The 25,777-nt window shown below is 60.0% G+C and carries 28 protein-coding genes and 3 pseudogenes; 13 read left to right on the top strand and 18 right to left on the bottom strand.

What is annotated here, in order from left to right; translation table 11 throughout:
• Window positions 1-12: 12 nt before the first annotated feature.
• The 3 genes from ACX80G_RS11185 to ACX80G_RS11175 form a co-directional block, all read right to left on the bottom strand.
• Complete coding sequence (locus ACX80G_RS11185; protein WP_459307717.1) at window positions 13-807, bottom strand: hypothetical protein; 795 nt, start codon at window positions 805-807, stop codon at window positions 13-15.
• Window positions 808-1,684: 877 nt separating this feature from the next.
• Window positions 1,685-5,254 (bottom strand): MobF family relaxase, encoded by a 3,570-nt coding sequence (gene mobF, locus ACX80G_RS11180; RefSeq protein ID WP_459307716.1) that lies wholly within the window; start codon window positions 5,252-5,254, stop codon window positions 1,685-1,687.
• The gene (locus ACX80G_RS11175; RefSeq protein ID WP_459307715.1) at window positions 5,251-5,496 is read right to left on the bottom strand and encodes a hypothetical protein; all 246 of its coding nucleotides are present in this window, start codon (window positions 5,494-5,496) and stop codon (window positions 5,251-5,253) included. Before ACX80G_RS11175 ends, mobF begins: the two co-directional genes overlap by 4 nt.
• A 679-nt stretch (window positions 5,497-6,175) precedes the next feature.
• On the opposite strand from ACX80G_RS11175, the gene ACX80G_RS11170 reads away from it, so the two are divergent.
• The 4 genes from ACX80G_RS11170 to ACX80G_RS11155 all read left to right on the top strand — a co-directional run bounded on the left by ACX80G_RS11170 (window position 6,176) and on the right by ACX80G_RS11155 (window position 9,313).
• Window positions 6,176-6,556: a hypothetical protein gene (locus ACX80G_RS11170; RefSeq protein ID WP_459307714.1), complete on the top strand. Its 381-nt coding sequence runs from the start codon at window positions 6,176-6,178 to the stop codon at window positions 6,554-6,556.
• Between the two features lie 105 nt (window positions 6,557-6,661).
• A complete protein-coding gene (locus tag ACX80G_RS11165; protein WP_459307713.1) occupies window positions 6,662-7,690 on the top strand; it encodes a DUF6545 domain-containing protein in 1,029 nt (342 codons plus the stop codon).
• The gene (locus tag ACX80G_RS11160; protein WP_459307712.1) at window positions 7,687-8,133 is read left to right on the top strand and encodes a hypothetical protein; all 447 of its coding nucleotides are present in this window, start codon (window positions 7,687-7,689) and stop codon (window positions 8,131-8,133) included. The genes ACX80G_RS11165 and ACX80G_RS11160 overlap by 4 nt, the downstream gene beginning before the upstream one ends.
• Window positions 8,126-9,313, top strand: coding sequence for an alpha/beta hydrolase (locus tag ACX80G_RS11155; RefSeq protein WP_459307711.1), 1,188 nt, complete (start codon window positions 8,126-8,128; stop codon window positions 9,311-9,313). Before ACX80G_RS11160 ends, ACX80G_RS11155 begins: the two co-directional genes overlap by 8 nt.
• 5 nt (window positions 9,314-9,318) lie before the next feature.
• On the opposite strand, the gene ACX80G_RS11150 is transcribed toward ACX80G_RS11155, so the two are convergent.
• Window positions 9,319-10,347, bottom strand: coding sequence for a DUF4192 domain-containing protein (locus ACX80G_RS11150; protein WP_459307710.1), 1,029 nt, complete (start codon window positions 10,345-10,347; stop codon window positions 9,319-9,321).
• Between the two features lie 295 nt (window positions 10,348-10,642).
• On the opposite strand from ACX80G_RS11150, the gene ACX80G_RS11145 reads away from it, so the two are divergent.
• The 3 genes from ACX80G_RS11145 to ACX80G_RS11135 are packed head-to-tail and all read left to right on the top strand — an operon-like array spanning window position 10,643 to window position 12,359.
• On the top strand, window positions 10,643-10,930 hold the full coding sequence (locus tag ACX80G_RS11145) for a hypothetical protein (RefSeq protein WP_459307709.1): 288 nt from the start codon (window positions 10,643-10,645) through the stop codon (window positions 10,928-10,930).
• 30 nt (window positions 10,931-10,960) lie between these two features.
• Window positions 10,961-11,353 carry a transposase gene (locus ACX80G_RS11140; RefSeq protein WP_459307708.1) on the top strand — a complete coding sequence of 131 codons (393 nt, stop codon included), beginning with the start codon at window positions 10,961-10,963 and terminating at the stop codon, window positions 11,351-11,353.
• Window positions 11,304-12,359, top strand: a complete 1,056-nt coding sequence (locus tag ACX80G_RS11135; protein WP_459307707.1) for an IS3 family transposase — start codon at window positions 11,304-11,306, stop codon at window positions 12,357-12,359. Before ACX80G_RS11140 ends, ACX80G_RS11135 begins: the two co-directional genes overlap by 50 nt.
• Window positions 12,360-12,414: 55 nt before the next feature.
• Here the strand turns inward: ACX80G_RS11135 and ACX80G_RS11130 are convergent, their stop codons facing one another.
• A complete protein-coding gene (locus tag ACX80G_RS11130; protein WP_459307706.1) occupies window positions 12,415-12,927 on the bottom strand; it encodes a GNAT family N-acetyltransferase in 513 nt (170 codons plus the stop codon).
• A 121-nt stretch (window positions 12,928-13,048) separates the two neighbouring features.
• Here ACX80G_RS11130 and ACX80G_RS11125 point away from each other — a divergent pair, with 121 nt between their 5' ends.
• Window positions 13,049-13,528, top strand: coding sequence for an HIT family protein (locus ACX80G_RS11125; protein WP_459307705.1), 480 nt, complete (start codon window positions 13,049-13,051; stop codon window positions 13,526-13,528).
• Between the two features lie 13 nt (window positions 13,529-13,541).
• On the opposite strand, the pseudogene ACX80G_RS11120 reads toward ACX80G_RS11125, so the two are convergent.
• Window positions 13,542-13,772, bottom strand: a pseudogene (locus tag ACX80G_RS11120) (transposase); the annotation flags it as partial.
• A gap of 71 nt (window positions 13,773-13,843) precedes the next feature.
• Between ACX80G_RS11120 and ACX80G_RS11115 the strand changes: the two are divergent.
• The 3 genes and pseudogenes from ACX80G_RS11115 to ACX80G_RS11105 all read left to right on the top strand — a co-directional run.
• Window positions 13,844-13,987, top strand: a pseudogene (locus ACX80G_RS11115) (transposase); the annotation flags it as partial.
• 69 nt (window positions 13,988-14,056) lie between these two features.
• Window positions 14,057-14,251: pseudogene (locus ACX80G_RS11110) on the top strand (transposase); the annotation flags it as partial.
• Between the two features lie 663 nt (window positions 14,252-14,914).
• The gene (locus ACX80G_RS11105) at window positions 14,915-15,790 is read left to right on the top strand and encodes an NmrA/HSCARG family protein (RefSeq protein ID WP_459307704.1); all 876 of its coding nucleotides are present in this window, start codon (window positions 14,915-14,917) and stop codon (window positions 15,788-15,790) included.
• Window positions 15,791-15,860: 70 nt separating this feature from the next.
• On the opposite strand, the gene ACX80G_RS11100 is transcribed toward ACX80G_RS11105, so the two are convergent.
• Together ACX80G_RS11100 and ACX80G_RS11095 are read right to left on the bottom strand one after the other, a co-directional pair.
• The gene (locus ACX80G_RS11100; RefSeq protein WP_459307703.1) at window positions 15,861-16,049 is read right to left on the bottom strand and encodes a hypothetical protein; all 189 of its coding nucleotides are present in this window, start codon (window positions 16,047-16,049) and stop codon (window positions 15,861-15,863) included.
• 157 nt (window positions 16,050-16,206) lie between these two features.
• On the bottom strand, window positions 16,207-16,653 hold the full coding sequence (locus tag ACX80G_RS11095; RefSeq protein ID WP_459307702.1) for a hypothetical protein: 447 nt from the start codon (window positions 16,651-16,653) through the stop codon (window positions 16,207-16,209).
• A gap of 477 nt (window positions 16,654-17,130) precedes the next feature.
• Between ACX80G_RS11095 and ACX80G_RS11090 the strand changes: the two genes are divergently transcribed.
• Together ACX80G_RS11090 and ACX80G_RS11085 are read left to right on the top strand one after the other, a co-directional pair.
• On the top strand, window positions 17,131-17,421 hold the full coding sequence (locus ACX80G_RS11090) for a transposase (RefSeq protein ID WP_459307701.1): 291 nt from the start codon (window positions 17,131-17,133) through the stop codon (window positions 17,419-17,421).
• 102 nt (window positions 17,422-17,523) lie between these two features.
• The gene (locus ACX80G_RS11085) at window positions 17,524-18,315 is read left to right on the top strand and encodes an IS3 family transposase (RefSeq protein WP_459307700.1); all 792 of its coding nucleotides are present in this window, start codon (window positions 17,524-17,526) and stop codon (window positions 18,313-18,315) included.
• A gap of 28 nt (window positions 18,316-18,343) precedes the next feature.
• Here ACX80G_RS11085 and ACX80G_RS11080 read toward each other — a convergent pair whose 3' ends face one another.
• The 10 genes from ACX80G_RS11080 to ACX80G_RS11035 all read right to left on the bottom strand — a co-directional run bounded on the left by ACX80G_RS11080 (window position 18,344) and on the right by ACX80G_RS11035 (window position 25,741).
• On the bottom strand, window positions 18,344-18,862 hold the full coding sequence (locus tag ACX80G_RS11080; RefSeq protein WP_459307699.1) for a hypothetical protein: 519 nt from the start codon (window positions 18,860-18,862) through the stop codon (window positions 18,344-18,346).
• Between the two features lie 225 nt (window positions 18,863-19,087).
• The gene (locus ACX80G_RS11075; protein WP_459307698.1) at window positions 19,088-20,320 is read right to left on the bottom strand and encodes a DUF2254 domain-containing protein; all 1,233 of its coding nucleotides are present in this window, start codon (window positions 20,318-20,320) and stop codon (window positions 19,088-19,090) included.
• 566 nt (window positions 20,321-20,886) lie between these two features.
• On the bottom strand, window positions 20,887-21,060 hold the full coding sequence (locus ACX80G_RS11070; protein WP_459307697.1) for a CsbD family protein: 174 nt from the start codon (window positions 21,058-21,060) through the stop codon (window positions 20,887-20,889).
• 83 nt (window positions 21,061-21,143) lie between these two features.
• Window positions 21,144-21,404 (bottom strand): GlsB/YeaQ/YmgE family stress response membrane protein, encoded by a 261-nt coding sequence (locus ACX80G_RS11065; protein ID WP_459307696.1) that lies wholly within the window; start codon window positions 21,402-21,404, stop codon window positions 21,144-21,146.
• Window positions 21,405-21,559: 155 nt separating this feature from the next.
• Window positions 21,560-21,904, bottom strand: coding sequence for a hypothetical protein (locus ACX80G_RS11060; RefSeq protein WP_459307695.1), 345 nt, complete (start codon window positions 21,902-21,904; stop codon window positions 21,560-21,562).
• Window positions 21,901-22,500: a hypothetical protein gene (locus ACX80G_RS11055; protein ID WP_459307694.1), complete on the bottom strand. Its 600-nt coding sequence runs from the start codon at window positions 22,498-22,500 to the stop codon at window positions 21,901-21,903. Before ACX80G_RS11055 ends, ACX80G_RS11060 begins: the two co-directional genes overlap by 4 nt.
• Window positions 22,491-23,054, bottom strand: coding sequence for an RNA polymerase sigma factor (locus tag ACX80G_RS11050; RefSeq protein WP_459307784.1), 564 nt, complete (start codon window positions 23,052-23,054; stop codon window positions 22,491-22,493). Before ACX80G_RS11050 ends, ACX80G_RS11055 begins: the two co-directional genes overlap by 10 nt.
• A gap of 725 nt (window positions 23,055-23,779) precedes the next feature.
• Window positions 23,780-23,965: a hypothetical protein gene (locus tag ACX80G_RS11045; protein WP_459307693.1), complete on the bottom strand. Its 186-nt coding sequence runs from the start codon at window positions 23,963-23,965 to the stop codon at window positions 23,780-23,782.
• A 145-nt stretch (window positions 23,966-24,110) separates the two neighbouring features.
• Window positions 24,111-24,806 carry a hypothetical protein gene (locus ACX80G_RS11040; RefSeq protein ID WP_459307692.1) on the bottom strand — a complete coding sequence of 232 codons (696 nt, stop codon included), beginning with the start codon at window positions 24,804-24,806 and terminating at the stop codon, window positions 24,111-24,113.
• 86 nt (window positions 24,807-24,892) lie between these two features.
• Window positions 24,893-25,741, bottom strand: a complete 849-nt coding sequence (locus tag ACX80G_RS11035; RefSeq protein WP_459307691.1) for a DUF2382 domain-containing protein — start codon at window positions 25,739-25,741, stop codon at window positions 24,893-24,895.
• Window positions 25,742-25,777: the final 36 nt, after the last annotated feature.

The raw sequence follows: 25,777 nt of genomic DNA, 5'->3' as shown, positions 1-25,777 counted from the left end.
TCGGACTTCGGCTCAGTTGATAACTTCGGCGTCGACGATCTCGGCCTCTTCGGTCCGGTGCCCTGGCTTGGTTAGCTCCAGGCTGGCGAGATGTCTTTGGAGCCGTTTGGACATGGGGAGGAATGTGCCCAGGGTGAGGCCTCCGGAGAGAACTGCACCGACGATAGGGATGGCCTTCGCGACTCCGCTCGCGAAGAGCTGCTTGGTCATAGTCACACCGAGATAGCCGGCGACCTTTCTCACGATCGGGTAGATGACCCCTGTGGTGAGTGCCTTCTGCGGTAGCTTCTTTGCCACATTGGAGGCGATCATGCCCGCGACCTTTGCCACTCCACCCTGGGCGATCTGCACGCCGAGCATCACACCCACGAACAGGATCAGCATGCTCTCGGTTGCTTCATCGATTTCTTCGCCATCATCGGCGAACAGATCAGGCCAGCTGTAGATGTAAGCAAGTTTCTGGGCCATCCGAAGCAGGTGGCCCATGTACTGCACGAGGTCAGCTGGGACAGTGCCGATCATTGCCAGACCGCCGGGGATACCTGCGAGGGTTGAGAGGCCGGTTACCTTGCTGGTCTCGTAGACGATAGAGGTGTTTGCGATCTCAGCGATGACCTTGAGCGGAATACCGGCTGCCGCTGGAGTTTCAGCGATTGCCCTCTTGATCTGTTCCTCTGTGCAGTGGCGTTTGAGTGCTGTTCGCAGGTAGGCGGCCCTATTGATTCTTACGCCCGGCAGCTTCGCCGCGGCGTCCAGCACTTGGGTGAAAGTCGATCCAGCGTTCTCGATCTCTTGGGTTTCGGTCATGGATAGATAGTATCGGTGGGTCAGACCTGTACATTCATCCCCGAAGATCTCAGACGGAAGACGGTTGTGATCCCCAAGCGTTACAACTCCGCGGAGTTACATGGACACGACCCGTATTTTTTCACTTGAGCATTGCCAGTTCGAGTTCAGGCCAAGTTTTCGGCAGATGGCGTCACCAAAGTCTGCACCCTCCGCTGCGGGCCATTCATCACCCACCTGACTTACACATCTATTGCGCTTGTGTCCTAAGTGGGACTCATAGGGCTGAGCGCAACGAGATCCTGATGTCCTAAGCTCAACAGCTCGCCCTAGGGGTTCCGCTACGGTCTCAACCGCGCCTCACAGACCGGTGCCCAAGCAAGAAAGTCTGAAGCTTGTATGAAATAAGTTGTCGGCCAAGGGACTCCCGGTCTGACTTGGGTTGGATCCGGCGAAAGCAGCAGAACTGAGCCAGGCCAGATCGGATCAGGAATCGCTTCGATCCAGGCGCTTTGAACGTGATTGAAGCGATTCCACCTGATCGTTATCCAGGAGCCCGTAGGTTCGAGGGAGTCGACACTCAGAACAGTGACCTCTGCTGTAGTGCGGTGCGCCAGCTTTGCCTCATCGAAGCGATTCCACTTCTCGTTTGTAGCCGCTCTCCAGATACGAAGTTGGCGTAGACGCATCAGCCAGACGGCGGCGGCACTTGTGATAGCCAGTAGGACTGCAATCGTTGTCGCTTGCAGCAGCAAGGTTGGCGGCCAGCTGGTGATCAAAGCCCCAAGAAGATATGTGACACAGATTGGGAGGGCCACGCTGGTCAGTACCAACGCAGTTGTCGCAAGCTTCGGCTTCAGGACTGGGTTTTCATCCATTGAGTACCTTCTTAACCAGTTTAGATTTGCCAGCCGATATTTATAAGCCTGTCCCCTCGTGTAGTCAGGTCATCAACCAACATCGACGTCGACCTGCAGCCGGCAGACGCTAGGGCGACTTGGTCAACAAGGTTGGTAATCCTTGCGCGCTGCTCCCGTTGTTCCCATTCGTGTGAATTCGGAAGTGGCCCTAGAGGGAGAGGGGACTCCTCGATACCCCATCGGTCTCTATGGATGGCGACTTGACGGATGACGGTCGTCGCATGCTCCGCAAGCGTATTCGGACCCAAGATCTCCCGGAGCGCCCGTTTCCAATCGGTGTCATGGATCATGGCGTCGCGGGCGACATTGGTCATCCGCTGCTCGATCCGGTCCTGAACCTGGTTGATCATGTCGGCCAGATCGGGACGAGCGGTGCAAACAGTTTCAGCCGGGGGATCAATTCCAGCTGTGGGCATCCCGGGCAGGAACTGACGAAGTCGGGAGTGGATGACAGCCGCCATATCTCGAGCCGACGCGTCTGTTTGTAGGGTGGCGATCACAATACGTTGAGTGCTGGGACGGCTCAGGCCAGTAGCCTGGCGCCAGGCTGCCACAGCTGCGCCCCACGAGGGCGATTGTCGGATCTCCGAGGCTTTGCCGAGCGCGAGGGCCTTGAGGAACACAATAAGGTCCTCGGAGGCTGCGATTTGCGCGAGGTAGTCGAATTCAGCACTGAGGTGCTCAAGGCTGTCCGCCTTCGACCGCTCGGTGTCGCGGACTTCGTGGGCCGTGCGCTCAGCACCTTCGGCGGCCAGGACCTCACCCAGGACCTGGCGCCACGATTCTTGCGCGGTATCATCCATGGGCTCGTCGTCTGAAGGATCGTTTTCGCTGACATACGCGTGGTTCTCCGCTCGCCCGCGGGTCATGCTCACGTACATTAGCTCCCGGGTGAGTCGGCCCTGCGTCACCACTGTGTGGCCGGTGTCCACCGTGATGCCCTGCGAACGGTGGGCCGTCGTCGCATAACCCAGTTCAACCGAGGCCTCGACATACTCCCGGGCAAGGGCAATCTCGGCGCCTGTGTCCAGGCGGACCGCCGTAAGCGAGCCATCGCGCCTACCAGTACGGACTACGTTGAGCATGGTCCCGTTCCGGATGAAGTTACCGCTGCTGTCGGTGATGCTGCGGTGATTCTGGCGGGCAATGACGGTGTCGCCAGCGCCGACCCGAGATCCGTCGCTGACCGGCACCGTGTGTTCCGCATCCACGGAACCCTGGACGACGCGGTCGGACTGGGCGCGCTCGTTGAGCATGTTTACAGTGTCGTTGTCGGCCGCGATGAGAATGGATGACTTGCCTTCTTGGAGGTCAGATTGCCAGCTCAGGTAGGCTTCGTCGACCATATCGATGTACGAGCCGTGTTTGATGCGTTGGTGCCGGTCATAGTCAGCGATGGCCGCGAAGTCCCCGGCACGGAGCTTGAGCGATGCGCCCTGCTCCCACTTCTGTTCGAACCGCCAAATGGTGCTCAGCCGTACCGTCTTGCCTTGCCGGTCGAGCCAGCCGAGCGTACCGCCGGCATCAATGGCATCCAATTGCCCGGGGTCGCCCACCAGCAGCACCTTGGACCCGGCGTCCCGGGCCTGCTGTACCAACGCAGACAGCTGAAGGGTGGAGACCATGGATGCCTCATCGACGACGATCAGCTGATTGGGATGGAAGCGCCACCTGTCTTGTTCGGACGATAGAAGGGCGGCGCTCTGAACGAGCCGAAGGGATGGCGGACCGGGAGTAGCGCCGACGGTGAGCAGTCGTTCTATGTCGAAGAATTGTGCCGCCCGACGGCCGGCGCCCTGGCCGGCCGACTCGTAGAGCCATTTCGCGACGTTTTCCGTGGCCATCGCTAGCTCTCGCCCAAGGACCTCGGCGCTAGCCGCTGCCGGTGCCAGACCGGTGACGGTTCCGGGCCCGAATTCAGCTTCCCAGGCTTCTTTGACCGCGCCGAGGGTGGTGGTCTTGCCGGTCCCGGCCGGGCCGACGACGGCGTCGAGCCGGTTGCCACTGAGTAGTACCTGGGCCGCCGCGGCGCGCTGGTCGCTGTGAAGTTCGAGCCGACCATGGTGTTGGTAGCCAGCGAGCGATTCCATGGCGACGGCCGCGCTCACAGCCGGGCCGCCGTCGTCGTTCCGGGCTGCCATCACGACATCCTCATTGGCGAGGGTTGCCGTGTCTGTGTAGAGCCGGGAGCCATGGAAGTCGAAGATGCTGCGGTTTGCGAAGCGGAGGTCGGGCTGCGCGTTGACGGGGACGGTGTAACGGTACTCGTTGAGTGAAACGGACTCGTTTTCCGCGGCGTTGGCAACGGCATCGATCATGGTGTTCCGGTCCGCGGGCGTGTTGCAGCGGATGTCCGCGCAGACCCGTTCAGCTTCCGCGAGGAGGTTCCACCGGTTCCAGGTGGCGCGTTTTGCCGCGACGCGCTCGCGGGTCAGTGAGCCGACAGCGACGATCCAGTCGGCCTTGAAGTCACCAGTACTGTACGGGGCCGTGCGGGAGCGTCGAACGGTGTTCGCGAGAATGAGGCTGGGTTCGAAGCCTTTGGCGGCCGCGCGTGCCCGCCACTGTGCGGAGAGCTGATGGAGTGGTGCTACGGATTCCGGCTTGGTACTGCGGGTGGAGAGTGTTGCATGCTGGCGGAGTTTGATGATGGTTGTGGCGGTTGGGGGAGTGCCGTGGCCGACGGTCCATTCGGCGACGAGGCGGTCAGTTTCCAGATCGATGAGGCGGGAGCGGTTCGAGAATTCGCGGATCAGTACTTGGTCGATGCCGGTGAGTTGCTGGCTGGGGTTGCGTGTGCTCGCGTCCGGCTCACGGATGTCGGCGTCGGTGCCGAGATTCCGGTGGAGTGCGTCGAAGAGAAGACCGTTGTAGTGCTCGCTGGCGGCGACAGCCGCCTTGTAGAGCGTCCGCGAATCCAGGGTGACCCACGCATCGTCGGTGACGCGTTGGACGCGGTTAGCGATGACCAGGTGGGTGTGCAGCTGAGGATCTCCGGCACGGGACTCCCAATGGTCAAACGCGGCGGCGATGGCGCCGCGGGTCCCGAGGTGGGCGACGCCGTTGCGGCCGACCCGCGTGTGGATGACTGATTCTTCGAGCCACTGCAGTGTGGCATCGACGGCGTCGTGGTGGGTTTCGAGAATCTGGTCCTGCAGAGCGCGGGGGCTCAGGCCCCAGAGGACGGACACGGATTTGGGAACGCTGAACGTGAGGTCGAAACCGACGACGGCGTGGCGCGTTTCGGTTCGGCCTTGGCTGTTCTGGACGACCGTGGTTTGGCCGTGCGGACGTCCCAGAGGAGTGCCGGTATCTGGGTGGACCGCGTGGTCGAAAAGAGCTTTAGCATCAGATTCCGTGATGAGGTCTCTGCTGGTCCGGTTGATGCCTTGAAGGCCGGAACCCAGCCAGCACCCCTGTGGCGTTCCCGCTTTCATGTAGTACGTGGTGGCATCGGCGGGAGCGACCGTTAGATCGTCTAACATGGTGGTCTTCAGAAGGTACCTCAGGCCCGACTGTGCGGATAGCCGGGCGATGGACATGGTCATCGCTTCCGTGCCTCCCAATGACGGCTGGAGGATGTCCACCCTCGCCGGCGGAATATGGCTTTGGTGGTGTCGTCTATTCCTAGGCCGGTGGCCTGGGACAGAGCCAGCAGCTTGCCGGCCAGGCGAATCAAGTCCTGGGCGTCAGATTTGTGGGTGGATTGGTAACGATCGAGGTCCACGCCGAGGCTCTTGATGACGTCTCGCTGGTCCGCGTTCTCTGCCGCCAAGTGGTCGATGTCCACCGCTTGGGATCTGAGCTGGGCATGCAGCGAATCCAGAAGCTGACTGCTCGTTACCAGGGCTGCAGACAAACGGGCATCGGGGGTGTGCTGGCGTGCCCGTGGCGCCGATGCTTTGGCGCGTGGATTTGGAGCAGCATCCGCGCCGGGGGCGGGTGGCGTGCCCTTTGCCTTATGCCGCCGTCGACGATCCCGCTGTCTGTTGGCGCACCGGGAAGTGCAGAACCGCTGCGACGTGCGCGACGGCTTGAAGCGTTCGCCGCATTCCCCGCAAATCTTTCCGCTCACAGTTGTTCATCTACGCCGATGTGCTCTGCGACATGACTTCCCGTGAGTACGCGCTCACGGCGACTGCCTTGGATGCCAGAGGTGTGATGCGGTTGGCACGCAGGGCGGACGAATAGCCTGCTGGCTGGTCAAGGGCTGTTATGGCAACATGATGTGGCCGGCGAGGTTGATGGTGCTGCCTCGGTAGAGCAACTCTGCATTCATCTAGCTGGCCTGCGTGCCTCTCGGAGAAGTTGGATGCCCTTCCTGAAGCCGTTTTGTTTGAAATCTCTGGACATGTCCAGAGTATGAGCGTTCAATGGAACTGAGATGGTTCCGGACGGTCTTGGAAGAGGGGCCGTGGGACGAACGGCGACCGGCCGGCAAACATCGGCGGCCGCAGGATGGGGTTCCGATGGACGACGCAGCTTCCGCAAAGTATTCGCCGGCGCGAAGCGCTGCAGCAGGATTCCTCGCACTCAATCTACCGAGCCGTCTTTCGTTGGAAGGGCTGTTATCGATTGTCGAAACCCTCCGGCATCGGCGGATCGAGGTCGCCGTTTCCGAGTCCCTGAACGGGGGATCGGTCTGCGGGTTGTGGCTGTCAACAGATAGTGCGGAGATAGTCCTGCACGCGCCCACGCCGTCGGCACTACATCGTCAGCAGTTCATCCTTCACGAACTGGGGCATATGGTCCTCCGTCACGATGAGCTTGTGGTGTCCTCACACTATGCGGAGACTTTGTTTCCGAACCTCTCCGGCGAAAAGGGTGTCGCGAATCCTAGGACGAAGTGACTTCCTGGACCACATCGAGGCCGCTGCCGAAACCTTGGCGGATCTTTTTGCTGCCGCCATCCGGGACAGCAGCCTCGAGCCGCGCTCGTTTGAACGGATCTTCGGATGATTCAGGGAATTGCTGCTGCCGTGATCTGGTGCCTGGCTCTGTGCCTCCTGCCGGATCTAAAGCGGCGCAAGGACAAGAGCATCCTGGTGGCGGCCCTAACCATAGCCACCGCACTTACGCTCAACGTTGACCTGATTTATACCGCGGGAGACCGGCTGCTCGGTAGCCGCAATCTTCTTGACCTCATAGCCAATATCTTCATGGTTGTGGGTATCTACTTCCTGTCCCGCGCGATCCTGCGGGCCGCTAATGTCAGCGAGACGGTAGACGCTCACAAAAGGGCAGGGCTTTGGACGCTTGGGACTGTGGTTGTGGCCCTCATTGTCAGCTTCAGCCTGATTGATGCTCCGCTGACTTCCACTTCTTTCATGAGGGATTTCGGAAGTCAGTGGCCGGCCGCCGTGTACTCGAGCGTCCAGTTCCTCTATATCGGCGTGGTGATGGCCATCACCGGCTCTACCTGTTTCAGGTTCCGCGGCGAGATGGCAAGGCCGTATTTTCGCGTCGCTTTGATGTTTATCGGCGTGGGCTGCGCTCTGGCTGTGGTGTTGGTCCTCGTCGTGCTGGGAATGAACGTTCTCCATCTCATAGGGGAGCTTGAGGCAATGACGCGTCTCTCCTACGTGTACGACGCCGCACTAGTGGCCGCCATGGTTTTCCTCTGCGTCGGCTTAGCCTTGCCGCCCGTCGCACGTCGGCTGGAGCGCAGGGCTGATGCCCGTGCCGCAGCTATCCTCGTTGAACGATTGTCAGGGCTCTGGGACCGAATCACGTCGGAGCGATCCGAAATCCGACTAAATTTGACCCAAACTGCGGTCGACCGCCACGATGCACCCAAGCGCCGGCTACATAGGATGTTGATAGAGATCCAGGACGCCCTGTTCGTGGACCCGCACCTTGCCCAATCGCTGAGTCAAAATGATCTTGATGTTCTGCGAGAAACGGAGCAACATCTTAGAACCCGGTTGACAGTACCCGAACATCGACGACCAGGGGTCTCACGGAAAGGAGACACTCATCCGTGACCGACAGCGACGGTTGGATCCACGAACAGCCGCAGGCGAAACTAGCGCGGAAGCTGAATCTCCTGCTCGATCTTTATGAGGCCCAGGGATCAGCGCCCCTTAGGTATCCGCAGATAAGCAGGCACATGTCAGATCGCGGAACGCCGTTGTCTCGCTCCCGCTGGGCTTACATGCGTGCCGGCGATAGTTCCATGGCGACTGACCCGCAGCTTTTGCAGAACCTCGCCGAATTCTTCGGCGTTGACGCCCGATACCTTTTGGACGACGACGGCGAGATTCCCGACTTGGTGGACGCGCAACTCGAACTACTGCGCACACTGAGGGAAAACCGCGTGAGAAACTTCGCCGCAAGACAGCTGCAGGGAATTTCTCCGGAGACGTTGCTGCGGCTCCGCAAAGCCATCGACGAACGCCTGAATCCCGAGGACGACGCCGATGCGTAGGGCTGCTGTCGCTGTGGCCATGAGCTGCGGCATTGCTGGCGCCGCCACCTTCCTCGAGGCCGCCTATTTCGCCCGTCAAGTTGTTGTGCCCAAGACGCAACGGAGGGAAGATCTGCAAATCCGTCGCGTTTTCCACGGCGCCGACGGAAAACTGGTGGTGGAGTTGCCGAGAACTGCACGGACGACGACCCGAGGCCGCTACAGCATCTGGTTTTCCAACGGCGCAGGCCACGCCTGCATTGGAAAGATTGTGTCGACCGACCCCAACACTGGAACGGTAATCCGCCTAGTCGAACGGGTTGACTCCGGAGACCTGCAGACCGCCAAGGCCGGCATTTGGAGCGGATACGTCTATCCGGCGCCGGAGCCGTTAGGGCTGCCCTACTCGGACGTTCAGATTCCTGTCGAGAACGGCGTGGCGCCCGCCTGGAAGTTCACACCGGCCCAGGCGTCCGGAGATTCCATTTGGGCGATCCATGTCCATGGCTTGGGCGGATCGAGAGCTGGCGCCCTCCGCGGCGTTCCTGTTGCGGACCGGCTGGGATACACCTCTCTGGTTGTTTCACTCCGGAACGACCGGGATGCGCCTGCGTCCAAGGACGCCCGGTATCACCTGGGGCAGTCCGAATGGTGCGACGTTGAAGCTGCGGTGTCGTATGCCGTGGGGGAGGGTGCACGCCAGATAGTTCTTTTCGGTTGGTCCCTCGGTGCCTCAATTGCTCTTCAGCTCGCGGCATCATCGGAGTTTCGGGACGTCATCTCCCGGCTCGTGCTCGATGCCCCCGTTATCGACTGGACCTGCACTCTAGTGGCCAACGCCCGGTCCAGTATGCTCCCCGGTTGGGTTGCACGGCTTGGACTGCAGATCCTTGGGTCATCCGGAACACGCTGGATTACTGGCCTGGACGATCCCTTGAGCTTTCATACGTTGGACTTTTTGGCCCGGGCCGACGAACTCAGTGTTCCCATCCTCGTCATTCACAGCGAAGGGGACCGTTCGACACCCTTTGCCATTTCCCGCGAGTTCGTCACCCGACGCCCCGAACTGGCAACGCTGTTCACTTTTCCCTCCACGGAGCACACGCAGGAGTGGAATGCCGACCCGGACGGATGGGAGGCGACGGTGGAGAACTGGCTCCGAAACGGCCCGCCGGGGCCCGCCGCCCAACCCCTTGATTGAGGGACTTATGAAGCTTCGAGTCCCCGACCCCGGTAGGCCGTACCTTTATCCATGCTCCAGCCAGCGACGATTCCGGTTCCGATCATTTGGTCGCTGAGCCTGGCCAGATGATAGTTGGGGTCGGCGTCGAGGGCTAGCTGCAGGAACTGGTGGGCCTTGCTGCCTCTGCCTTCCCACCAGTTGATGAACGCAATGGCGGTCAAAGCTGGAGCCGAATGAATTGTGGCACTGTGCGTGTATGCATGAACGAGCAGTTGCTCGGCCCATTCGATGCGGGACCACTGCGGCTTGCCGTGTGTTTGGGCCAGGAGAATCCGGTCCATGGGTTCGTCGATTCCAGGAATGTCGGCCATGAGCTGGTCGCGGATGGAGGGGAACTGGAGGTTCGCGATCAGGCTGACGGTCTGCTCGTCGTCCGGGTATGCTTTCGCGTCCAGCATTTCTGTCCAAAGCGTCCTGGCCTGCTCCATCGCATCCCGATGGTTCAGGCATTGGATGGCGGCGACGCGGCTCTCAACGGCATCCACGCTTTGGGATTCTTTGGTGGATGCTGGCAGCATGATGCGGTTGGTGGGTTCGATGGCGCTGCCGCGGTAGACGAATTCGGCGTTGATCTGGCTGGATTGCGTGGCACTCAAGGGGAGCTGGACGCTCGTGTCAGGATCGCCGTCGTACTGTGACACTGTTTGATCTCCGACGAGGAGTCCTTCCCTGATGGTGAGTCCTCGCTCGGCTAGGGCACCTGTAAGCGCAGCAATAGTTGCCGCCTGTGGCTTTTGATCGCCATTCCTGGGCTCCGACGTGTAGACGGCGAAGATCACATCTTCAGCGCTGGTGTCGTGGCCGAGGCAGCCTGCCACCATCTTCGCGTAGCTGATTTCATTGCGTGGCTTCGGCAGGTCGACGCGGAGGGTTGGGCCTACATGGTTATCAACCAGGGTGATGCAGACCAGGCTTTCCTGGGGCCAAAACCCCAAGGTGTGGCCAATGAAACTGAGGACGTCGGCGGGGGTTTTGATGGTTAGCGGTTCCATGTTCCTTCTCCTTCAGCGACTGGCCGGCACCGGGCGTGTCGGTCAGATTTGTGCGTCGTTCTGATAGAGGAGTCACCGCTGGGTAGGAGGGGCCGGAGTGCAACTTGGGGAACCGGGAGCGGGTCAAAATTTCGCGAGGAAATAAGCGACAGAGGAGCGCCGAACGAAAATTTGGCTCTCTTCCGGCGCTTCGCGCCCTGGTTGCGCGGAGGACTCGCCCAGCGATGATGGGGATCAGAATGACAAAGAACGATGATGCTTCTGGCCATTCATGGGCATGTCTCGGGAGCGCGGCATGACTCCGGTCGTCCGTTTGTTCCGCGAAGAAGTTGCCGCGTTCGATGGCAACACCATGGTGCCTCAAAAGATTCGCCACGTTCCTGCGGGTCGGCCGCTCGTCAACATCTATTTCGGGGCGGCAAAACCATTTGTCTGGTTATCGATCGCGTTTGCGGTGTCCTCGGTGATGCGGATGCTTCATCGCCTCATCGAGTGGCGAATATCTCGGATTCAACTTCTAGCCCGCGTCCCATCCCGGTATGCGCGCGCCCAGGCGCTCTTGCCTACTGAGGTGTACTACTGATGTGAGACACAGTTTGAAAGGATTGTGCCCATGTCTTCTCGTCCCACTTATTCCAATAAGTTCAAGGCTGATGCCGTGAATCTCGTGATCTCTTCTGGCCGTTCGCCGGCCTCTGTTGCCCCTGAGCTGGGGATTTCCGTGACCGCGCTGAAGCGGTGGGTGCAGCTGCACCGGGAAGGAGATTCCGGGGCCGGCAGCAAGCCGGATGATCCGGTGGATCCCGCGAAATATAAGGCCCTAGAGGCCCGGCTGCGAGAACTCGAAAGGGAGAACGATTTCCTGAAAAAGTGTCGGCGTTCTTCGCCAAAGAACAACGGTAGAAGACCTCTACCGGCTTGTTCAGGAGAAGAACGCCGAATTCCCTGTCACCTAGATGTGCGCACGGCTGGGCATTCCGCGGGCCCCGTATTATCGATGGCTTGACCGCAAAGAATCTGCGACGGCTGCCCGGCACCGGGAGCTGACCGGCCATGTGAAGGCGATGTTTGATTCCTCCGACGGGATCTTCGGCCACCGCATAGTCCACACCAAACTCGCCGGCACCGGTGTCGAGGTTTCCGTAGGAACGGTCGCCAAGATCATGGCGGAGAACGGCTGGGCAGCCGAGCGGATGCGCGCGTTCAAACGTACGACCATCCCCTCAGACCCGGACAAAGTCTTCGCGGACCTCATCGGCCGGGACTTCACCGCAGATACCCCTGGTACGAAGCTCGTCGGGGACGTCACCTATCTGCGCACCGGCGAAGGATGGCTTAACCTGGCCACCGTCATCGACCTATGCACCCGCATGATTGTGGGCTGGTCCATGGCCGGACATATGCGCGCTTCCCTCGTCACAGGCGCCCTTGAAATGGCCAGAGACCGCGGGCGCCTAGCCCCGGATGCCATCTTCCATAGCGACCGCGGCGCCCAATACACCTCCCGGGAAATGGGTGCCTGGTGCACCGGGAACAGTGTCCGGCAGTCGATGGGCGCCACCGGGGTGTGTTGGGACAATGCCGTCGCGGAGTCGGCGTTTTCCACCCTGAAGAACGAGTTCTACTACCACCACAGCTTCGCCACCGGACGCCCGCCGGGCGACCATGCGCTACATCGATGTGTTCTACAACCGCTGGCGGCCCCACACCAACAATCAAGGGCTACCCCCGGCAACAGCAATGGCCAACTTCACGACCCAAATCCAGCCGCTACCCGCAGCTGCCTAACCCCCGAAAAAACTAACCGGCTGTCTCACATCCTTGACACACCTCAGATTGGGCAGGCCCGCACAAAGGGGCTTACCGCTGCAGAAATAGGCGATGGAATGGCTGATGAAGTTGCTGATGTTTTTGCTCACACGCTTCTCCTTGCCAAACACCACAACATTGACGTGATAGAAGCTGTGGAGAAGAAGTGGCTTCAATACCACCCATCCCAAAGCTCGTTGTAGCCCGACACCCGTGGTTAGGGAGTCAGCCCGACCGAGCGGGTTCCCTGATGGATCCCTAGTGGGTCGTCGCTGCTAGATCATTTCGGGTCATTCTAACCGACCTTACATCGTCCTCAATTCTCACTGCCCCGTCGGTAACAAACTCATGCTTCCGGTAGAAAGCTTGTGCGCGGGGGTTAGGATCGGCGACCCAGAGCGCAACAGGCGGAGTGCGGTCGATGACTGCATCGAGGAGAGTTGCACCTACCCCCGAACCGTGGAACGCGGCGTATACGTAGAGAAGGTACAACTGCTGTGGCTCATCGGGGCCGTCAAGAGATGGGCCGGACATTGCAATTCCTATTACGGCACCTTCATGTGAAGCGATGGCGGCGGTGTTCTGGCTGCGCTTTGGATCAATTAGGGCCGCGGTCCATAATTTTTCCCGCCAACTTAGAAGAGCGGGATCGTCCAGCACAGCATCGGTCATCAATCCCCGGTAGGTCTCGCGCCAGGTGTCCACATGAACTCTCGCCATCCTCGGGATTTCCTCGGGTTCAGCAGTACGCACATAGAAGTTGATCGCCATCATTCAATGGTATTGGCGCCGGGATTCTATAGCTGAGACTGGCCCATGTCAGAAACGATCGTTACCGGACGCAGCTGGACGTTCGTTGTTAACTCGCGTTCCAGTCGTGTACACATGGGGTATGACACCAGAACCTCCAGAATTCGCTCAGGACGATTGCCCATTTTGCGGCATCGTTAGTCACGATTCCAGAGATCAAATCTTCTTCTCCAGCGACGATGTTGTGGCCTTTCTCGACATCAATCCGGCTACCCGAGGGCACACCTTGGTGGTGCCACTCATTCACGCGGCCATCGCCTTCGACATGAACCAGGAGCAATTCTCAGCCACAATGAGAGGCGTCTGGCGCGTTGCCAACCTGCTTAGGCAACGGCTGAATCCTGAAGGCCTAACTCTGATTCAGAGCAACGGCACCGCAGCGTGGCAGGACGTATTTCACCTACATGTACACCTAATCCCTCGATATCAGGGGGACGACCTGGTACGCCCCTGGGGTAACGGGGAGGGCACGCTTGGGTCGGTTGGATACGTCGACAATCTGAATGCTCTAACCACTGATCTAAGAGGTGCGAGCGGCTACGACGCGCGATCCGCCCGCTGAAGGATCGGTGTATTCAAGCGGTCGTCGCAACGGTAGGGGTTTCTGGTTCGAATAGTAGTTGTTGCATGGCGTAAGCGGGGGTGATTCCGCCGAGGGTTTTACGCGGCCGGTCATTGAGTTCGGTCGCGACCTCGAGCAGCCGCTGGGGTGTGTGGACGGAAAGGTCCGTGCCCTTCGGGAAGTGCTGGCGCAGCAAACCATTGAGATTCTCGTTGGACCCGCGCTGCCACGGCGAGTGAGGGTCTGAGCGGCCTAGGGATTTCGGACAGTGGGACCTCTTAAACTGAGGTTTCTACTGAAAGTGAGATTGGCAGTATGTCTGCATCGCGTCGCCGGTTTAGCCAGGAGTTCAAGGACGAGTTGGCCCGGGAAGTTATCGATACATCCAAGCCCGTGGTGGATGTCGCCAAGGCCTACGGGGTAGGGCCGGAGACCCTGCGCCGGTGGGTGATGAAATACTGAGCTGCCACGGAGATCTCGGACAGTGGGTCCTCTTAAAATGGGGGTCTACTGAAAGTAGAGATCAGCATGACGGCATCACGTAAGCGATTTACCCAGGAGTTCAAGGACGAGCTGTGCCGTGAGGTGATCAATACGTCCAAGCCGATTAAGGACGTCGCTATCGCTTACGGTGTCGGCCCCGAAACGCTCCGCAACTGGCTGGTCAAGTACCGCGCGGCAAACGGCGGCACCGAGGCGGATCTGACAGTCTCGGAACGGGCTCTCAAACTTCATCTTAACTTTAAACTCCACACCGCTATCGAAAATTGAGGGTTCATGGTGCAGGACCGAAACGATTTCGGCTATGACAACCCAGAGACTCCGAGTCCGGAACCGGAGCGGGAACCAGGGCGACCATGTAGAACGCATCCCTCACGGGGAATGGTCCGGGCTTATCGAAGCACATGGTTTGGCGCTGTGGATCAGCGAAGCCAACAAGATTGGATGCGGTCAAAATTCGCGGAACGTCAGGTTGAGGGTTCTCATACATCAATGGTCGGGGTGAGACAGACAAGATACTGAACATGTCTGATGCCCACTCATCGTGCGTTGCTTACGAAGTCAATGGGAGGGCGGGGATCGTCTGCGGCCTCAATGCCGTGAGGTGATCTCTCTTGAAGCGGTGGCGGAGAAGCCGGTCCACTCACCGGCTGCCGCACCAGCTCCTAGGAATTTGAGGCGAGGATTTCTCGCGCCTACCCTAGCTAATTTTGGTATTACGGGAGACTATCGGTTTATCGAGCGTAGCCTTCTGCGCGCGGTTGGGATCAGCCTTGGCCCGTCGCGCCGGAACCTTGCATCGCGATGATGCGAGGGGCAGCACCATCCGGGCCGTGTTCTGCGCCGACGCCAGGTTCACCATTTTTCCAAGATAAGGAGCACACCGTGAACTCTCCCGGGATCATCGCCGTCTATGGAGCCACCGGCCAGCAGGGCGGAGCGGTCATCAACGCGTTGCTGGACCAGGGGGCCTCCGTGCGCGCCCTGGTGCGCAATCCGTCTTCGGATAAGGCGCACGCCCTTCACGAGCGGGGGGTTGAGTTGGTGCAGGTGGATGCCGATGCGCCTTCGACGCTGGTTTCCGCGTTGCAAGGCGTCCAGGCACTGTTTTTCATGAGCGCCCCGCCGGGTGGGATGCAGACCGAGGACACCGTAGGGGAGACCCGGCAGGGCCTGGCGGTCGCGGATGCAGCTCACACTGCGCAGGTTCCGCACGTCCTGTTCAGTTCCGTCGGTGGGGCTGAGCGGCACTCCGGAATTCCGCATTTCGAATCCAAGCGCCGTATCGAGGAGCACCTGGAGGAATTGGGTTTGCCCGTGACCTTTATCCGGCCGGTGTTCTTCATGGACAACCTCCACTACATGGCACCCTCGGTGGAAAGCGGCGAACTCGTCCTGCGGCTGCCCCTGCCCGACGGTGTGCCGCTGCAGATGGTCGCCGCCCGGGACGTCGGAATCATCGCCGCCACCGCCCTGATGAACCCAGCGGCCATCGCCGGCAATGCCATCGAAATCGCAGGGGATCAGCGCACCGGGTCTGAACTCGCCAACGCCTATGCCGAGCACACCGGATTGCCCGCACGATATGAGGCACTGCCTCTGAGCGTCTTGGGTGGCCAGCACGATATGCAGGCCATGTTCGGTTGGTTCGCCGAGACCCCGGCCTACCAGGCCGACCTGTACCAGGTTCGCACCATCCACCCCGCGGTGCTGGATTTTCCTGACTGGCTGAAGTCCATTAACTACCAACCTCCCGTCTGAGTCACACCACGAAACGTCCGGCCGTGATCCCCAGCAGTAACAAGAAGGGGTCCAGGCGGAATGGTGAGCGTCAACATGCACCGCAGAGGTAGAGCCAGACACGGCGCGGAAAGAACTCGCCTGGAAGCTCGCCCTTCAGCCGACGAATCTGATCTTGGGCGGCGCCGAAGGGCAACTTGCGTCGTCGCAACAGAGTGATGTCGTACTTCTCCAGGTCATCCGTGTCAAATACAAGCTCCCGCAGGAACTGACCATCCACGAGGAAATCAAAACCACCGCTCGCGTCAGGGCACAGACCGAACTTATTCCTGCCGACACCGATACCCTCATTTGTCTCCTTCGCACGTCTGGGACCTCTGGGAGAAGCTCTCTAGCTGCTGGCACTTCAACTGCACTGCACGGGATTTCTTGGCGGGTCAGAGCGGCTTCGGGCCGCTCGAGAAGTTTCGACCTAAGCGCCACTCGAAGCCGTCCGATTCAATGATCAATTTGCGGACGACGCCGCGGCCCAACATGCTACGCCTCTCGCGGACACGCCCTCCTCCTTCGAGGTACGCATGCACGACACGGCAAATTTTTCTCAACTCTCCCTCTTTGTAGCCCCCTATCACGTCGGCGGGATCGTCGTCTTCCTCGCCGTCGTCCACCAGGATGCCCGTTTGAACATTCAGTTCAGGAATGAAGGCCTCCATCCACACGAGGCCGGCTCGTATGATCACTGTCCGGTCCTCGCGGTAGCGGCTGTTCACCTGGACACTATGCGTTCCGTGGCCTTCGTCAGAGCCGACGCGCCTAGTCACGAAGTCTTCGGCGAACACCTCGGTGATGACGTGCTCGAGCATGGCCTTGTTGTCTGTGGTCATGATGAAAGTATCTCAAGATCGAGGTGGACTGGATATGTGCAGCATCGGCTCGACGCGGCGACAGTCGATCGTAGTACCAGACGGGAATCTTGCCCTTCAAGATGTAGAAAGTGCAAGCGGTTGGACATCACCGTTAACGGCCGGCCTTCGAGACAGTCAAGAACTTATTGAGGGCAGTCCCGTTCGGTGTTCGGTAAAGCAAGCTATTAGCAGTCCCGGATGACGATTGGAGCTATGGGTGCGAAAGGTCGCGAACCATCCAGAAAGTATCTCCGTGTTCGGCATCTTCGGACCGACGGCCACTGTCCGTGAAGCCGACCTTGGCGAGGACCCGAAATGATGGAGCATTCCACTCGCGGACAGTTGCCCAGAGCCGCAACCGACCGGTTGCCCGCGCAGCGTCGACTGAGCGGCCTAGGGATTTCGGACAGTGGGACCTCTTAAACTGAGGTTTCTACTGAAAGTGAGATCCGCAGTATGTCTGCATCGCGTCGCCGGTTTAGCCAGGAGTTCAAGGACGAGCTGGCCCGGGAAGTTATCGATACATCCAAGCCCGTGGTGGATGTCGCCAAGGCCTACGGGGTAGGGCCGGAGACCCTGCGCCGGTGGGTGATGAAATACCGTGAATCCCAGGGTGGGACCGAAACCGATCTGAGCGTTTCAGAACGTGCCCGGCTGAAGGAACTCGAGCGGGAAAACCAGGAACTCCGCGCCGAGGCCGCATTCTTGAAAAAAGCGGCCTCGTACTTTGCAAGGGATCCACGGTAGTGGCGAAGTACGAGTTCATCGATTCCCAAAAGAACACCCCCGGGGCCACGGACCCGGTCTGGAAGATGTGCCTGTGGCTGACCGTATCGACCTCCGGATTCTATGACTGGCTCTCCCGGCCCCGCTCGGCCACTGCGGCCCGCAAACAGGTACTGGCGATGCGTATCCGGTACTTCTTCGAGGCAGCCGACGGGACGTACGGGTATCGGCGGATCCACGCCGACCTCGCCGCGCAAGGGGACGCTGTGTTCCCCGGAGCTGGTGCGCTCGATCATGCGCGCCGAAGAGTTGGTGCCGTGCCAGCCGCGCCCGTTCCGGGTCACCACCCACGCCGACGCCGAAGGGGCTGCCGCGGTCCCGGACCTGGTGAAACGCGACTTCACCGCGGACCAGCCCGGGGTGAAGTTCGTCGGCGACATCACTTACATTCACACGTGGCAGGGATTCATCTATTCGGCCACCGTGATCGACTGCTATTCGAAGAAAGTCGTGGGCTGGTCCATCGCCGATCACATGCGTACCGACCTCGTCGCGGACGCACTGAACAACGCAGCCCGGACCACCCTGGTGGAGGCAGATGCGATTTTCCACTCCGACCGCGGCAGCGTCTATACCTCGGCTATGTTCAGGACGTTGGTCACCGGGCTGGGTATGCGATCCTCGATGGGACGCACCAGGGTGTGTTGGGACAACAGCCTGGCCGAGAGCTTCTTCGGGGCCTTGAAAAACGAGCGGGTCTACCGCGCCGTTTACGCCACCAAACAACAAGCAAAACGAGACGTCATCCGCTACATCGAGGGCTTCTACAACAGCCGCCGACGGCATTCAGCCATCGATTACCGCCGGCCCAACGACGTCCATTACAGTTACCAGCAGCCAGCCATGGCAGCGTAAAGAAAACCATCAAATCCGCTGTCCGAAATCACCGCAGCAGCTCACTGGCGTTGAGTCTTACGTTGGCGGTTGAAGCCGTTGAGGTCCAACCATTTTCTGTGCTGCGTAGCCCGAGCCGAAATGCTGTGGTGTCGCTATACATGCCCGTGAAGTACCCGCCGTTTGCGTTGGCGTTGATGGTGGTGGTGTAGTCGCCGTTCGTGTTTGGGCCGGTGGAGGTGTAGGCCGCTGTTGGGAGGGCAATGAGTGTGCGATTGGTTAGGGAGGTGGCGCGCACAAATTGGACATTCGTCAGGTTGTATCCGCTTCCGGCCGGGTACCGCCAGGTGAACGTGAAGCTCCGGTTGGATTGGGCGCTGGTGTAGGCGCACGATCCGGTGGGCGCCGGGAGAACCTTCGCCGTCATGGATCCTACGCCGATGGTGGTGTCTTGCCAGGCGGCGAGGGTAGGTGTCGAGGAAACGAGGCCAGAACCTAACAGTGTCAGTCCGATGAGGATGGCCGCGCACGTGGTCGCTGAACCCTGCCGCAGCATCGCGTTAGGCACTGCTGGCCTTGACGGGGCGTTCATTGCGTGGCCACAGTGTCCACGTGATGAGGGTCGCGACTGCAAGGGTGATGCCTCCCAGTGCTACGGGGTTGGAGATAGCGGAAATGTTGCAGGAAGGTGGCTAGCAGGAGGCTAGGAGGGCGAGGGTATCCGAGCATGGTTCATCTGATTCGAGCTGGCCCCGAATCCTGTGGATAGATTGCCGGGGTGCCGGTAGGAGCCTCAGCGAAGTCGATCATAGGCGACGAGTTCGCCGGCTGAGCCGATGCCGGACGCGTCTGGTGTGAGCGCGGCCTGTTGGTCTGTTTTGTTAAGGGCGGAGGCCGCTACGGCGTCCCGGAGCAGGTGGCATTGTTGCTCCAGTGCACCTCGGCGCTCTGGTGGGGCTACCGTGATGAGGTCATCCAGTGCTGCTGTGAGGCGTCGGGTCACTTGGGGTGAGCCTGCTCCGGCCTGGCGTATTTCATCGAACGCGAGACGGACGAAGCCGACCCATTGCAGGGTGGGTACGGTGAGGCGCAGCGTTCCGTTTGAGTCTTCGTATTCTCCGGAGTGCAGCGGCCGACGGGCAATTTGACGCAGGATGTCGTGTAGGCGGTCGATGGCTTGAACGGCAGTAGTCGGGTCATCGAACGGGCCGGAAGCCAAGGCCTGTTCGGCGATATCAACAAGCATCCTGATCCCGTAGGCTACATCCTGATTGAGGGTCCGTTCCGGGCCCAGAAAGATGCAGCGGGAAACCGCGGCACCGGAGAGCCGGGATGGGTCACCGATGGTCTGGACCATGGCAGCACCGGTAGGTACAAAGTCGCCGACGGTCCACAAGAGTTCCAGACGGCAGTTGGCACGTTTGGCCAGGGTGATGAGTCGCTGGTGGTCGATCTCGAAGAGGACGCCGCCCTGCTGCGCGTCGATGAGGTTGTCCCTTGAATGGGTATCGTTGCCTTGATGTGGGTAGACCCGGTCCAGTGTCGCTAGGGTGTCGTCAGCTACCCACCCGACCAGTGCGGCCACACGCAGTGACTGGCCGATGTGGTTCAGGTACCAGACAAGGGTCACGATACAGCCCAGGACCAAGATGATGGCGACAAGGACGGCCAGTCCGGGCACTGTCCCGGCTTCCGGTGTGGTTCTCACGACACGCTTGCACAGCATGGAGTAGGTGAAGGTCCCGGCGAAAAACCCGATGGCCGCCTGTGAGGGCCGGCCCTGCAGGATTTGCCGAACGATGCGCGGGGAGAAACTTCCCATCGCTACCTGAACCACCAGCACCAGGAGCGAGAGCAGCAGCCCGGTCAGGGTCAGCATCGAGAAGGAGATGAGATAGAGGATTTGCATCGCTGCGGTGGTATCGCCGCTGATGCTTTGCGGGATCAGAGCCCCTACCGGATCGATGGAGGTGGTTATCGTCGCCAGGGCGATTCCACCGATGATAAGGAGAACGGGAGGGGCCACAGGCTCGTTTTGAGCCAGTGTTTGAGTTGGAAGCGTTGCATAATGGACCACTTTTCTTTGAGAGGAAGCCCCACCCATCAGGGGCCCATGAGTTCCGGGACGGTAAATCCCTTCTCTCCGATCTCGCGCAGCGGGGTAGGACCTCGTGGCCTTCGAATTTACAGCGGTGCCAAAGAGTCCGATTGTGACTTTCGGGAGGCCGGATTCATGCCGCAGGCATCAGCGGTCACGGGTGCAAGCGTGGAAGTTGATCGGTTAGAGGCCGGCGGCGGTAGCGTCGGTCGCAGTGTGTGCAGGTGTTCGTCGGCTTCTTAAGTTGTCGTACAAGGCTGGTTGGCTGCCGGTAGGGACCCTCGCTGGCCTCAAGGATGTCGGTTCCGGTGACTGATTTGCAGCACTGGAGGGAATCTAGGATCGATTGGGCCAGTTGGGTGCGTGTCAGTTCCAGCGTGATGAGGCTTTGATCGGAGGCTGCGGTCATTTTCTATTCTTGTCTGGTTGCTAGTTGGGGCGGGCGCTTCGAAGTGAATGGGTGCCCTGGCAGTAGGGCACCCATCCCGTTTGGTTCACTTCTTGAAGGCGTCCTTAACGTTCTCTCCGGCGTCTTTGAGGCTGGCTTTGGACTGGTCTTTCTGTCCTTCGGCTTTCAGATCCTCGTTGCCGGTTGCTTCTCCGTGGCCTTGCTTCACCTTGCCGGTGAGCTTTTCGGTGGTGTTTTTGATTTTGTCGTCCAGTCCCATGGGTATCTCCTCTTTACTGGGTGCACTGCCGGGCGGATCCCGGCAGGATTCTTGAGGGTAACCCACCCGAAGGGGGCTACCCTTTAGCGTCGGATGTTCTTACGGCCGGCGACACTTTCAGCGACACCGACGAGCAGGACGGCGGTGATGACGGAAACGATGAAGCCGAAAATGTTGAGCTCGAAGATGTCACCGGTGCCCAGGAGGTTGGCGATGACTCCTCCGATGACCGATCCGGCCAGTCCTAGCAGCAGGGTCATGAGTAGGCTGAGGTTTTGTTTGCCGGGTTTGATCAGCCGTGCCAATGCGCCGATGACGAGCCCTGCGATGATGAATCCAATCATGGTGTGATCCTTCTTTCTGGTGCGGTCCCCCGTGTGGGACTACTGCTTGTTTGAGGTGGTTTGGATGGAGATCTAAGCGTTCTCGTGTGCCAGGGCGATGCTGGAGGGTATTCATCCGGGCGCCTTGGTCGTCCTATGAGGTGCCCGTGGGCTGGCTATGGTGGGGGTTCTTTGGCTGTGTCTGCGCGGCGGGTGCCAGCGATTTCGAGGAGTACGTTACAGGTTGTTTCGGCCGCCGCGGTGGTGAGTACGGCCTGTTTGATGGCCGTTGCGAGGCCGCGGAGAAGCGCGGGTGACTGCGCGTCGTTGAACACGCTGATCCGGGCCTTGACCTGTACCTTCCCGTTCTGCGTGGTGATGGAGATCCGGTCAGGGCTCTGGGCCTTGCTCAGGTTTGCTGTGAGGTCGGTCAGGATGCCGGTCAAGGGGTTCACCGGGTAGATTTCGGCGACCCCTTCATGGTTCGCAGCGAGGTCTTCGAGTTCCGCGGCGGTGATCATGAGTTGCCTCCGGTGGGGGTTTCCAGGTCGACAACTGTGATGTCGATGGTGGTGATGTTCAGTTCGGTATGGCGGTCCAGGGTGTCTCGTATTTCCGTGCGGATCGCGTCAGCGAGAGAAGGCAGGTATTCGTCCTTCCAGAAAACGGACATCTGCACGTCGACTGTGATCTCCGCGTCGGGTGTGGTGAGATCCCCGTGCAGCCGGCAGCGGCCCACCAGTGCGCCGTTGACGGCATCGCCTGCCGCCCGAATCAGGGACAGAACCGCTCCCTCGGTTTGGGTCAGGGTCAGGTCGGGGTCATCACTGCTGATGGTCAGTGTTCTACCGGCGCGGGCCTGGATGGTGATGGTGGTGAATAGCTCATCAAGCCAGGTTTCGTCATCGTCCGAGTGGAGTTCCATGTCACGCTGCAGCAGGGTAGGGGTGAGTTCCCGTAGTCGGGTGAGTGCGGCGAGGGCCGCCTGGCATTCGGGGCATTGCTCGATCTCCCGGTTGACGGGGGCGCGGCCGTTGGAGAGGTATTCATCGAGTTCATCGATGGTCCGTCCGCATCCGAGGTTGTCTTCGATGTTCTCTTCGCTGCTCATCGCCATGCCCCCATTTCCTTCATCAGTGTGTTTCTTGCCCGTGTGAGCCGGCCGCGGACGGTCGATTCGCTGATGCCAAGTTCCTCGGCGATCTGTGCGTAGCTCATTTCTCCGATTTCCCGCAGTGTCCAACACTGTTGCTGATCCGGCGGGAGTGCCTTCACTGCGAGGGACACCGCGTCGGCAGCGGACCGGTTTTCCACCTGGTCCTCCACATTGTCCTGCGAGCCCGGATGCTGGTGCTCGTCAAGGTTGGTGGTGGGTTTTCGCCGCCGGATCAGGTCAATCGCTTTGTGCCCGACGATGGACATCAACCAACTCTTGATGGACTGGCTCTCGCGCACATCCTCCATCCGCGTCCACGCCGCCACCAGTGCTTCCTGGACTACATCATCGGCATCGGGGCCATATCCACCGACCACCCGCGCGGCGTAGGCTCGCATCATCCTTGCGTAGCGTCGGACCAGAACTTCGAACGCTTCGGGGTCACCATCGATGGAGCGTTCCACGAGCACAGCGTCGGCCGCCTCCCCGAGTTTGGAGCTACGTTGCTGGCGCACCGGCGTCAAGGGACCTCCTCATTACATTGTGGAGTCACGGGTTCTCCTTCTTTCTGCGAATCGTACCGACGACACTGACCGCGCCCCCTGTCATGGCTGATCGGACACAGCGATGATCTACTTATTCCAATGAGTCGTTCCGAAGGCACCATCCATCACATCTTCCTAGTGTGGGCTTAATCACACCATCTGTAGGAATCTAGTTTAGATTTTCGGTGCGACGTTTCCGCGGTGGGGGTGCTGCTTATCCATGTAAGAAGTTATCGCAAAGCGTTTCGAAGGAGCACCGTACCTGGCTGAGAGCCAGACCACGTAGCCGTCGCGGTGGCCTGCTTAGGTGCTGGGTTTCTCCAACCCAAGCCTTCTACGTGTGGAAGGCAGCACCGGTCACGGCCCGTGATTGGTCCGACGCGTACCTTCGAATACCGGTTCATCGCCGGTGAAGTCGAAGTCCAGGGTTTTACCGTCGGGGAGAACCGGGTGTCCCGGTTATGTAGCAGCCAACGCATCTTTGCAACTACCGCCAGCCGGTAGCCCAAGCTCGCAGGTGCTGAAGTGACTCCGACCGAATAGCCATCAGCTTGTACAGACTTTCAGCAGTCCCTTGATAGCGAGGTCGCCCTGTTCGGCATGTGCTCTGGGTGCGGAGCGAATTTTGGGCAAAAGAGCCCCGCAACGGGAATGTCCGTTCCATTGCGGGGCTCGGTTCTGTGGGGTGGAGTCATTTAGCCCCCGAGGCCGCCGGGGAGTTTGCCGATCAGGTCCTGTGGGTTGATGCCTAATTTGGCGAGCATGCTTTGATCCTTATCAGTGTCGACCTGGTCGGGTAGTTCCTGCTCGGCCTGGTCGGCCTTATCGTTATCTCCCTGGCCTTTCAGATGGTCCAGTATCTGTTTTTTGTCGATCTGCATGTTCTCTCCTTCGTTTCACTGTCTTGATAGGGGTCCCGTTTACCTATAGAGGGGTTTTGAGGTGCGGTTCCCCCCGGCTCTCGCCCCGGGGGGAACCGCACCGGTCTCTTGTCCGGGAACCGTCAATGGCGGCGCCGGAAGGGCGTCAGTTTCGGAGTCCTGCTTTGTCCACTTTGCGGTGGAAGCGCATCCCTGCGAGACCTCCAAGGATCGCCCCCAGAAGGGCAACTGCGGCTGCGACGACAGCAGCGATGATTCCTGCAGTGGTGAGGTCATCGCCGGCGGGGATCTGCGGGAAGCTGTTGACTTGCGCCAGGATGTTGAACTGGTCGCCCGCGATGAGGCCCAATACCGCCACGATAATGGCGATGACTACAGCCCACACCCAGACGGCGATGCCTTGCTTGACGCCGTTAAATCGTGCCATCCGGCCTGCAACGTATCCGCCGCAGTAGTAGGCGATCAGCAGGATCACTAGTAACACGATGCTGCTGACGATCCCGGCGGTTTGCGGGTCCGCAGTGGCTTCTCCGGCGATATCAGTGTTTGTTGCCGAGCCTACTGCCGCCCCGAGCGCCGCTGCGAGAGCGCTCAAGAGGATCGCGGTCCCGGTCGCGGTGAGCCACCCGAAGAACGCTGAACCGATCTTGATTCCGCCGAACTCTTCCTTCTCCCGGGCGACATCGTGTTCAAGACCGTGACCAGCATCCGGATCATTGTCCTGGTGGTGCGCGTCGCCGCGGTCGCGTTTGGCACGCCGAGAGTCGGCACCGTTTTCGGTATGACTAGAATCCGGACGATTATTGTCTGGGGATTTAGCCGAGCCTGCACTGGTACTCATGTGTCACTCCTTTATCAAGGCCACCACCGCCCTGTCGGGTACCTGACGAGGGGTACCCGACAGGGCGGTAGGGTGCCAATGATTTTCTAGCGGTTGTCCCGGCGGCTGTCGTCGGTGGTGGTGTCGGCATCAGTGTCGGTATCAATCTGTTCCTTGCGGACTTCCTCGGTCACGGTTTCCTGATCGGTCACGGTTTCCTTGCCCAACCGGACACGCTCAACGGCAACGGTCTCCTTCTCCACGACTGGGGTCTCGGCGTGCAGGATCACTTCGTGTTCCTCTTCGCTGATATCTGGCCCAGAAGTTGCGGCATCGCGGTTGGCGTCGGTGATTGGCTCGCGCTCAATCGTGATTTCCTCACGGCTGACCGGAACGGTCTTGGTGACCATCTCTGTAACCACATGCTTGCGCAACCTGGCCCGACCGACTTCCCGGTTTTCGGTACCAACATTCAGGCGCTCCTCGGAACGAGTCATCGCATCATCAGTGGTGGGGCCGGACGTGTCATGGCCTACTACCCCGGACTCGCCGGCGTGATCGACGCGCTCGTCGCCTGGCTGGAAGCCCTGCTCGTTGCGTGTCGTCGCCGACTCATCGTAGGTGTCGGTGTTACCTGGGCTGCTCAGACCATAGTGCTGGTAGAGCCGGGCTTCTTCTTCAACGGACAGGTCACCGTCGGGGTCAACCCGGGGTGCATCCTTGATCTGGTCTTTGGAGTATCCGACGCGGACGTCGTTGCCGTCGACCTGGGCACCTTCCAGGGGTGCGAACGATTCCGAAGTGCCGAACATCCCGGTCTTTACAGTCACCCAGCTCGGGTTCCCGGTCTGGTCGTCGAGGTAGATCTGTCCGACTGAACCGACCTTGGCGCCGTCGTTGTCGATGACGTTTCCGCCGTTGCTCAAAAGGCTGTCGATATTTTCCTGCGTGATCATGTTCTGCTCCTTGCTATCAAATTTCGGTGATGTGCT

The sequence above is a fragment of the Arthrobacter glycogeni genome, from assembly GCF_054510815.1.
Note: the sequence above shows the minus strand (reverse complement) of the source record. Positions and strands in the feature narration are given on the sequence as shown.

Bases quoted from the DNA above. Each gene is read 5' to 3' on its own strand.
- ACX80G_RS11085 (WP_459307700.1), top strand. From the start codon at position 17,524: ATGACTGGCTCTCCCGGCCCCGCTCGGCCACTGCGGCCCGCAAACAGG.
- ACX80G_RS11070 (WP_459307697.1), bottom strand. From the start codon at position 21,060: ATGGGACTGGACGACAAAATCAAAAACACCACCGAAAAGCTCACCGGC.
- ACX80G_RS11055 (WP_459307694.1), bottom strand. From the start codon at position 22,500: ATGGCGATGAGCAGCGAAGAGAACATCGAAGACAACCTCGGATGCGGA.
- ACX80G_RS11185 (WP_459307717.1), bottom strand. From the start codon at position 807: ATGACCGAAACCCAAGAGATCGAGAACGCTGGATCGACTTTCACCCAA.
- ACX80G_RS11065 (WP_459307696.1), bottom strand. From the start codon at position 21,404: ATGATTGGATTCATCATCGCAGGGCTCGTCATCGGCGCATTGGCACGG.
- ACX80G_RS11060 (WP_459307695.1), bottom strand. From the start codon at position 21,904: ATGATCACCGCCGCGGAACTCGAAGACCTCGCTGCGAACCATGAAGGG.
- ACX80G_RS11090 (WP_459307701.1), top strand. From the start codon at position 17,131: ATGTCTGCATCGCGTCGCCGGTTTAGCCAGGAGTTCAAGGACGAGCTG.
- ACX80G_RS11135 (WP_459307707.1), top strand. From the start codon at position 11,304: ATGTGCGCACGGCTGGGCATTCCGCGGGCCCCGTATTATCGATGGCTT.
- ACX80G_RS11150 (WP_459307710.1), bottom strand. From the start codon at position 10,347: ATGGAACCGCTAACCATCAAAACCCCCGCCGACGTCCTCAGTTTCATT.
- ACX80G_RS11140 (WP_459307708.1), top strand. From the start codon at position 10,961: ATGTCTTCTCGTCCCACTTATTCCAATAAGTTCAAGGCTGATGCCGTG.
- ACX80G_RS11125 (WP_459307705.1), top strand. From the start codon at position 13,049: ATGACACCAGAACCTCCAGAATTCGCTCAGGACGATTGCCCATTTTGC.
- ACX80G_RS11035 (WP_459307691.1), bottom strand. From the start codon at position 25,741: ATGATCACGCAGGAAAATATCGACAGCCTTTTGAGCAACGGCGGAAAC.
- ACX80G_RS11155 (WP_459307711.1), top strand. From the start codon at position 8,126: ATGCGTAGGGCTGCTGTCGCTGTGGCCATGAGCTGCGGCATTGCTGGC.
- ACX80G_RS11045 (WP_459307693.1), bottom strand. From the start codon at position 23,965: ATGCAGATCGACAAAAAACAGATACTGGACCATCTGAAAGGCCAGGGA.
- ACX80G_RS11170 (WP_459307714.1), top strand. From the start codon at position 6,176: ATGGACGACGCAGCTTCCGCAAAGTATTCGCCGGCGCGAAGCGCTGCA.
- ACX80G_RS11165 (WP_459307713.1), top strand. From the start codon at position 6,662: ATGATTCAGGGAATTGCTGCTGCCGTGATCTGGTGCCTGGCTCTGTGC.
- ACX80G_RS11145 (WP_459307709.1), top strand. From the start codon at position 10,643: ATGACTCCGGTCGTCCGTTTGTTCCGCGAAGAAGTTGCCGCGTTCGAT.
- ACX80G_RS11130 (WP_459307706.1), bottom strand. From the start codon at position 12,927: ATGGCGATCAACTTCTATGTGCGTACTGCTGAACCCGAGGAAATCCCG.
- ACX80G_RS11040 (WP_459307692.1), bottom strand. From the start codon at position 24,806: ATGAGTACCAGTGCAGGCTCGGCTAAATCCCCAGACAATAATCGTCCG.
- mobF (WP_459307716.1), bottom strand. From the start codon at position 5,254: ATGACCATGTCCATCGCCCGGCTATCCGCACAGTCGGGCCTGAGGTAC.
- ACX80G_RS11095 (WP_459307702.1), bottom strand. From the start codon at position 16,653: ATGACCACAGACAACAAGGCCATGCTCGAGCACGTCATCACCGAGGTG.